Origin of the sequence: Mesorhizobium sp. M7A.F.Ca.CA.002.05.1.1, from assembly GCF_003998335.1 — a bacterium.
GTDB lineage: Bacteria > Pseudomonadota > Alphaproteobacteria > Rhizobiales > Rhizobiaceae > Mesorhizobium.
This window is the reverse complement of record NZ_RZQI01000213.1, coordinates 1-7,700: the sequence shown is the minus strand read 5'-3', so window position 1 is coordinate 7,700 and position 7,700 is coordinate 1. Positions and strand designations below refer to the sequence as shown.

Annotated in this window: 3 protein-coding genes; 2 read left to right on the top strand and 1 reads right to left on the bottom strand. The window is 63.9% G+C overall.

All coding sequences use genetic code 11. The features are described from left to right. The first annotated feature begins 17 nt into the window (after window positions 1-17). Together EN939_RS13370 and EN939_RS13365 are read left to right on the top strand one after the other, a co-directional pair. Window positions 18-6,311, top strand: coding sequence for an autotransporter outer membrane beta-barrel domain-containing protein (locus tag EN939_RS13370; protein WP_206528287.1), 6,294 nt, complete (start codon window positions 18-20; stop codon window positions 6,309-6,311). A gap of 75 nt (window positions 6,312-6,386) precedes the next feature. Then, a complete protein-coding gene (locus tag EN939_RS13365) occupies window positions 6,387-6,932 on the top strand; it encodes an invasion associated locus B family protein (protein WP_236383341.1) in 546 nt (181 codons plus the stop codon). Window positions 6,933-7,160: 228 nt separating this feature from the next. Here EN939_RS13365 and EN939_RS13360 read toward each other — a convergent pair whose 3' ends face one another. Beyond that, window positions 7,161-7,496, bottom strand: a complete 336-nt coding sequence (locus EN939_RS13360) for a hypothetical protein (RefSeq protein ID WP_127268392.1) — start codon at window positions 7,494-7,496, stop codon at window positions 7,161-7,163. Window positions 7,497-7,700: the final 204 nt, after the last annotated feature.

Genomic DNA, 7,700 nt, shown 5'->3' with positions numbered 1-7,700 from the left:
ATGCTGCCACCTCAACCTTGTCGTTCAACCGCAGCGACACGTTCAATTTCACCGGCCTTCTCAGCGGCCCAGGCACGATCGCGCAAATCGGGACGGGCGCGACCGTGCTGACGCAGGCCGCCAACGATATCGGCGCCACGCGCATTGACGCGGGTGTCCTGCAGGTCAACGGCGGCCTCACCACACCGACGATCGCCTTGAACGGTACCGGCACGCTCACCGTCAACGGCACGGTCGGAGCCGCCGCCGGTGGCTTCTCAACTCTTGCCGGCGATGGCGGCGCAAGCACCATCACCATCGCGGCGGGCGGCACGTTGCGCGGCAATGGCAATCTTGGCGCCGGCAACGACACGGTCAACGTAAGCGGCACGCTCAACACAGGCGCCGCACAGCTCAATCTCGGCGCCGGCAACGACACGCTGGTGCTCAATGACACCGCCGTCATCAGTGGCGCGGGCGTTGACGCGGGTACCGGTGGCGAGACTGGCGTCGGAGACACACTGCAAGTGGTCGCCGCCGCGGGACGCACGCTGGACGCCGCCAATGTCAGCAATTTCGAGAGCCTCTCCAAGCAAGGCGCCGGCGCGCTGACGCTGACCGGGAACCACGGCTACAGTGCCGGCACGACTATACAGTCCGGGACGCTGCAAATCGGCAACGGCGCGACGGCCGGGGCGCTCGCGACGCCAGCCGTTACGAACAACGGCGTGCTCGCCTTCAACCTCAACAGCGATTACATCTTTGCCGGCGCGATCTCGGGCAGCGGCACGGTCAACAAGCTCGGCAGCGGCGTTACGACGCTCACTGGCACCAACAGCTATAGCGGCGCGACCAACGTCAATGCCGGCACCCTGCTCGTCAACGGCAACCAGTCGGGCGCGGCCGGGCAGATTTCGGTCGCCGGCGGCGCGACGCTTGGCGGCACAGGCATCATCGGCGGCAGCGTCACGGTCGCCGACGGCGGCACGTTGAGCGCCGGTGGAGCAGGCAGCATGCCCGGCACGCTGACCATCAACGGCAATCTCGCCCTCGGCAATTCCAACCTCAACGTCGATTTCGGCCAGGCCAATGTGCCTGGCGGCGCGCTCAACGACCTGATCAACGTCGGCGGCAATCTCACCCTCGACGGTACACTCAACATTACGAAGACATCGGGCGGCAGCTTCGGCCCCGGGATCTATCGCGTGTTCAACTATGGCGGCTCGCTGATCGACAACGGCCTCAACGTCACCGATCCGAACTATTTCGTGCAGACGTCGGTCGCCAACCAGGTCAATTTGGTCAACTCGGCGGGCCTGACGCTGAGCTACTGGGACGGCGACGCCGGTCCGCATTCCAACGGTGCCGTCAATGGCGGCAACGGCACCTGGCGTGCTGCCGGCGACCAGAACTGGACGGATTCGACCGGACTTTTCGCCGCTCCCTTTGCCAATGGCAGCTTCGCCATCTTCCAGGGTACGGCTGGGACGGTGACGGTGGACGGCACGAATGGCCCGGTTTTGGCTGCCGGCATGCAATTCGCGATCGGCGGCTACCGGGTGCAGGGCGCGGACGTAGGGCTTATTGGGCTGCAGTCGATCATCCGCGTTGGCGACGGCTCGGCGGCGAGCGCGGGCTATACGGCAACCATCGCCTCGAACCTCACGGGGGCCGGGCAACTGGTCAAAACCGACGCCGGCACGCTGGTTTTGGCAGGCACCAACACCTATACCGGCGGCACCGCGATCAATGGCGGCACCGTGCAGATCTCCTCCGACAGCAATCTCGGCGGCTTCCCCGGCGTTCTTTCGCTTGACGGCGGCACGCTGCACACTACCGCCGGTATCGCTTCCGGGCGCTTCGTGACGCTCAACGCCGGCGGCGGCACTTTCGATATCGACGGCGCGACCAACCTGGCGCTCGGCGGCACCATCGCGGGTGTTGGCGCGTTGACCAAACAAGGCGACGGCACACTCATCCTGGCAGGCACCAACACCTATCAGGGAGGCACGTTCATCAAAGGGGGCACGGTCCTGATCACGGCCGACGCCAATCTTGGCAGTGCGGCGGGCAAGGTCACTTTCGATGGTGGCACGCTGCACGTGAGCAGCCTGTCCAACGTGACTTCCGGACGCAACGCGACCCTTGAAGCGGGCGGCGGCACATTCGAGATTGACAATACGCTTGCATGGAATGGAACCATCGACGGCGCGGGCGGGCTGACAAAAACCGGCACGGGAGCGCTGTTCCTCGGTGCCGACAACACCTACACCGGCGGCACGACCATTGCGGGCGGCGTCCTGGCTTTGGGCACTGGCGGCACGACGGGTGCGGTTCTCGGCGATGTGGTCGACGACGGCACGCTCAGCTTCAATCGCTCCAACCTTTATACATTCGACGGCACGATCTCCGGCAGCGGCAGCGTTACCCAGGCCGGAACGGGGACCACCGTGCTCACGGCCGAGAATAGCTATTCCGGCTTCACCATCATCAACGGTGGCGGTGGGCTCTACATCAATGGAGACCAGACTGCCGCGAGCGGACAGACCATCGTCGCCGCGGGTACGCTTGGCGGCACGGGCGTTGTCGGCGGTGACGTCCTTGTTGACGTGGCAGGCAGACTGGCTCCTGGCGGCCTTGGCGCCACGCCCGGCACGCTCACGATCAATGGCAGTCTTGATCTGGCCTCCGGGTCGAACCTCGACTATTCGTTCGGCCAGGCGGGCGTGGTCGGCGGCGCTTACAACGATCTGACCGTCGTGCATGGCAATCTGACGCTCGATGGCACCATCAATGTCACGGAAGCCCCGGGCGGCAATTTCGGGCCGGGCATCTATCGCGTCATCAGCTATGACGGCGCGCTTGCCGACAACGGGCTGGACACAACATCGGCCAACCACGTGGTGCAGACGTCGGTCGCGGGCCAGGTCAACCTCGTCGACATCAGCGGCCAGACCCTCAATTTCTGGGATGGCGACGCCGGTCCAAAAAGCAATGACGTTGTCAACGGAGGAAACGGAACCTGGCGGGCCGCTGGAGACGACAACTGGACCGGTTCGGATGGCAACCTGAACGCGGCCTTCACCAATGGCAGCTTTGCCATCTTTGCCGGCGCAGCCGGTATGGTCAGCGTCGACAACACCAATGGCCAGGTGCAGGCCGTGGGCATGCAGTTCGCGACCGGCGGGTATGTGGTCCAGGGACAGGACATCGAATTGCTCGGGCCGCAGTCGACCATCCGGGTCGGCGACGGCACGCTGGTCGGGGCAGGCTTCAGCGGAACCATCGCATCGAACCTCACAGGTGCGACTCAACTGGTGAAGACGGATCTTGGAACGCTGGTGCTTACCGGCACCAACAGCTACACCGGCGGCACGGCCATCAAGGGCGGCACGCTGCAGGTTTCGGCGGATGCCAATCTGGGCGATACCTCTGGCGGCTTGAGCCTGGACGATGGCGCAACGCTGCAGACCACCGCGGCCTTCACCTCGGCGCGTGACGTCACTCTCAATTCGGGTGTCGGCACTTTCCAGACCGATGCGGATCTCATCCTTTCGGGCCCGCTCACCGGCGCTGGCGGTTTTAACAAGACGGGCGCCGGAGCACTCACCCTGACCGGCTCCAACAGCTATGCCGGGTCGACCATGGTCACGGCCGGCGGCCTCTATGTCGATGGCGACAACGGTGGTGCGACGGGCGCGGTCTCGGTTGCGAGCGGCGCGACCATCGGCGGCAAGGGCGCGATCGGCGGCGATATCACGGTCGCCGACGGGGCGACCCTGTCACCCGGCTCGGCCGACGACACCCCAGGCACGCTGGCGATCGCTGGGAATCTCAATCTCTCCAGCGGCTCGATCCTCAACTATTCCTTCGGCGAGGCGAACGTCGTCGGTGGGGCGCTCAATGACCTGACGACAGTGGGCGGCAACCTCGTCCTCGACGGCACGCTCAACGTCACCACGAGCGCAGGCGGAACCTTCGGGCCAGGCGTCTACCGTGTCTTCAGCTATGACGGCACTCTCACCAACAACGGCCTCGCCGTGGGCACGATCCCGTCGACGGGTTATTCGATCCAGACATCGATCGATCACCAAGTGAACCTCGTCAACACCGAAGGCCTGACCTTCAACTACTGGGATGGCGCTGCCGGCCCCAAGAACAACGGCGTGATCAATGGCGGCGACGGCGTCTGGCAGGCTTCGGCCGGCAATGACAACTGGGCCAATGAGACGGGCACCATCAATGCCCCTTACGCCGACGCTTCCTTCGCCATCTTTGCCGGCCAGGCCGGCACGGTGATGGTGGATGAAGGCTTGGGCCACGTAACTGCCTCTGGCATGCAGTTCATGACCGATGGCTATAGTGTCCAGGGCAATGCCGTCGAGCTCACCGGACCATCCAGCAGCATCGTCGTCGGCGACGGTACTGCGGCGGGCGCCGGCATGACGGCCACGATCGCCTCCGTTCTTTCGGGCGACGCGCAGCTTGTCAAATCCGACCGCGGCACGCTGGTGCTGACCGGCACCAACACCTACACCGGCGGCACGGCGATCAATGGCGGCACGCTGCAGGTTGCTGCCGATGCCAATCTTGGCGACGCCGCCGGCGGGCTCAGCCTCGACGGCGGCACGCTCAGCGCGACCAACAGTTTTGCTACCTCTCGTGCGCTGAATGTGATGAGCTCCGGCACCGTCTCGACCGCCGCCGCCACGACCTTGACGCTGAACGGCGCGCTGACCGGGTCGGGTGCATTCACCAAAGCCAGCGATGGAACCCTTGTGCTGGCCTCAGGCGACTCCGCTTTCGCCGGTGCAACTGGCGTGCAGCAGGGCACCTTGGCGGCCGGTACCGTCGACGCGCTTGGCGCCGCGTCGGCATACACGGTTGCCTCAGGTGCAACGCTCGACCTCGCCGGCTTTAACCAAACCGTGGCTTCGCTCGGCAACGCAGGCTCGGTGCGGCTGGGCACCGCGCCCGGCACGACGCTGACGATCAATGGCGATTACACCGGCAATGGCGGAACCATCTTCCTCAATGCCGCGCTCGATGGCGATGCCTCGACCACCGACAAGGTCGTCATCCATGGTAGCACCTCCGGCACCGGCATTTTTGCGGTAGGTAATGTCGGCGGAGCGGGGGCGCAGACCATCGAGGGCGTCAAGATCGTCGATATCGACGGAACCTCGGCCGGCACCTTCTCGCTGGCTGGCGACTATGTCTTCCAGGGCGACCAGGCCGTGGTCAGCGGCGCCTATGCCTACCGGCTCTACAAGAACGGTGTCAGTACGCCGGCGGACGGTGACTGGTATCTGCGTTCGGCGCTGATCAATGGATCGCCGAACCCACTCTATTCGCCGGCCGTACCGATCTATGAGGCCTATGCGGGCGTCCTGCAGAGTCTCAACGAACTGGACACCCTGCAGCAGCGCCTCGGCAACCGGTCTTGGGTGGGCGCTGCTCAAGGCGCCGACGAGATCGGGTCCGTTCCGTCGCAGAACGCGATCTGGGCTCGCATCGAGGGCGCCCACACGCGGCAAAGTCCCGAGAGCGCCACGACCGTGTCGGACTACGACGTGACGACATGGAAACTGGAGACGGGGGTCGATGGTCTCCTCTACGAAGATGCCACCGGCATCCTGCTCGGCGGTGTCTCTTTCCACTATGGCACGGCTTCCTCCGACATCTCGTCGATCTATGGCGTCGGCTCGATCGACGCCAAAGGCTATGGCTTCGCCGGCACGCTGACCTGGTATGGCGACAACGGCTTCTACACCGACGGCCAGGCCCAGGTAACGTGGTATGACAGCGACCTGAAGTCCACCACCCTGGGCAGCGAGCTCGCGAAGGGCAATAATGGCTTCGGCTATGCTGTGAGCATCGAAGCCGGCCAGAAGTTCGCGCTCGGGGCCAAATGGACGCTGACGCCGCAGGCTCAGCTCTCCTATTCTTCGGTCCGCTTCGACAGCTTCACCGATCCGTTCGACGCAGCGGTGTCGCTGAGCCGCAGTGAGGCGCTGATCGGCCGTGCCGGCCTGTCGCTCGACTATGAGGACGCCTGGACCGGCGCCCAGGGCAAGGTCAGCCGCTCGCATTTCTACGGCATTGCCAATCTCTATTACGACTTCCTCGACGGCAATGACGTGGATGTCTCCGGCACCGCGCTTCACGAGCACGACCAGCCGCTGTGGGGCGGTGTCGGTCTCGGCGGATCGCTCTCCTGGGCCGACGATCGCTACACGGTCTTCGGGGAAGCCTTCGCAAAGTCGAGCCTGAAGGAATTCGGCGACAGCCGCTCCATCGGCGCGAAGCTCGGCCTCAGCGTCAAGTGGTAGTCAGCAGGTTGACGGCTGACAAAGACAATGAGCCCTGATTCGAGTGCGCCGGGCTGGACAGGAATGGATGAAGATATGACCCGTAAGAGCTGGGGTAGAAGCCTCCTCCTGGTGGCCACCGCGCTGCTCATCATGGGCTTTGCGATTTCGGCATTTGCTCAAGAGAAGACAGGCCTTCCAGGCGGTGCTACTTCGCTCCAGGAGAGCTACCAGGACTGGAACCTAACCTGTCAAAGCGGGGCACCACAAATAGCGTGCGCTGTCTCCCAGCAACAAACGCAGCAGAACGGGCAGCGGGTGATGGCTGTCGAGCTTAGGCGAAACAGCGACGGCACGCTCGCCGGCAATCTCGTTCTTCCGTTTGGCCTCCTGCTCGACGCCGGTGCCACACTGCAGATTGACGACAGCCAGCCGCTGGCGGCGCTGCGCCTCTCCACCTGCCTGCCGGCCGGCTGCATCGTGCCGCTCAGCCTCGGGGAAGAAACAGTCGCAGCTTTGCGGGCCGGTTCGGTGCTCAAGATAAAGGTCAGAAGCGCAGATCAGAAGGAGGTGGTCCTGCCCGTGTCGTTGAAAGGACTTGCACCTGCTCTGGACAGGCTTGGCGTCCTCGCTGGAGCGTGACAATTCCTGCCGGAGCGCGTTTCTTAGCGAAAAGCCGATGCTTGCCACCGGTTCAAGTAGCACTGTGCTGGGTCGTAATGCAGGGGTAGGCTAGTGACTGACAATAAAGCCGTCGGTCCGCTGCCGGTCTCAACGCGGACGTCAACGGTTCTACAATTGGCCATCGACTGGGGTTCTTGGAAGCTTTTCGAACTTTCTGCCTTGCGCCTCCGGCCGAATTGCGTGGGCTTACTCAGGACGTTGGGGCGGCTGAACTAGCTGCGGTGCAAACTTGATCGAGATGCTCATCTGGGGTTCGAGCCGGTAGACCGTATCGCCGACGTTCAGCATGGGGGCAAAAATCTTTCTCGCGGTGACTAGCCCGGCTACTTGAAACTGGAGCTTTTGTCGCGTGCGCTGAGTCGGGTTGCCAATGAAATGGCTGCTCTTGAAGATCCCCAGCCCGAGGCTGCCGGCCCGCTCCGGCCGTGCTGGCTCTTCACGTCCGAAGAGGCAGCGATGCCAACCGCCGTTGCCATGGCGGGGACGATCCAGTGCGTCGTCATCGGGCCGCTCCGGCGTCAACGCCAGTGGATCCGCCAGTCCTGATCAACGGAGGTCCGATAGGAGGGTCCCTTCTTCGATAGCGTTGAAGGGCGTGATCCGGCGACCTAAAGCGCGTTGCGTTGAAGCGGATTTATGCGACGCACTTTAGGTTCTTTTTTCTATTTGCATGTCGTCCTCTGATAACCGAGGTCAATTTTTAGGCGACATGCATTACGCGCGTCC

Bases quoted from the DNA above. Each gene is read 5' to 3' on its own strand.
- EN939_RS13365 (WP_236383341.1), top strand. From the start codon at position 6,387: ATGACCCGTAAGAGCTGGGGTAGAAGCCTCCTCCTGGTGGCCACCGCG.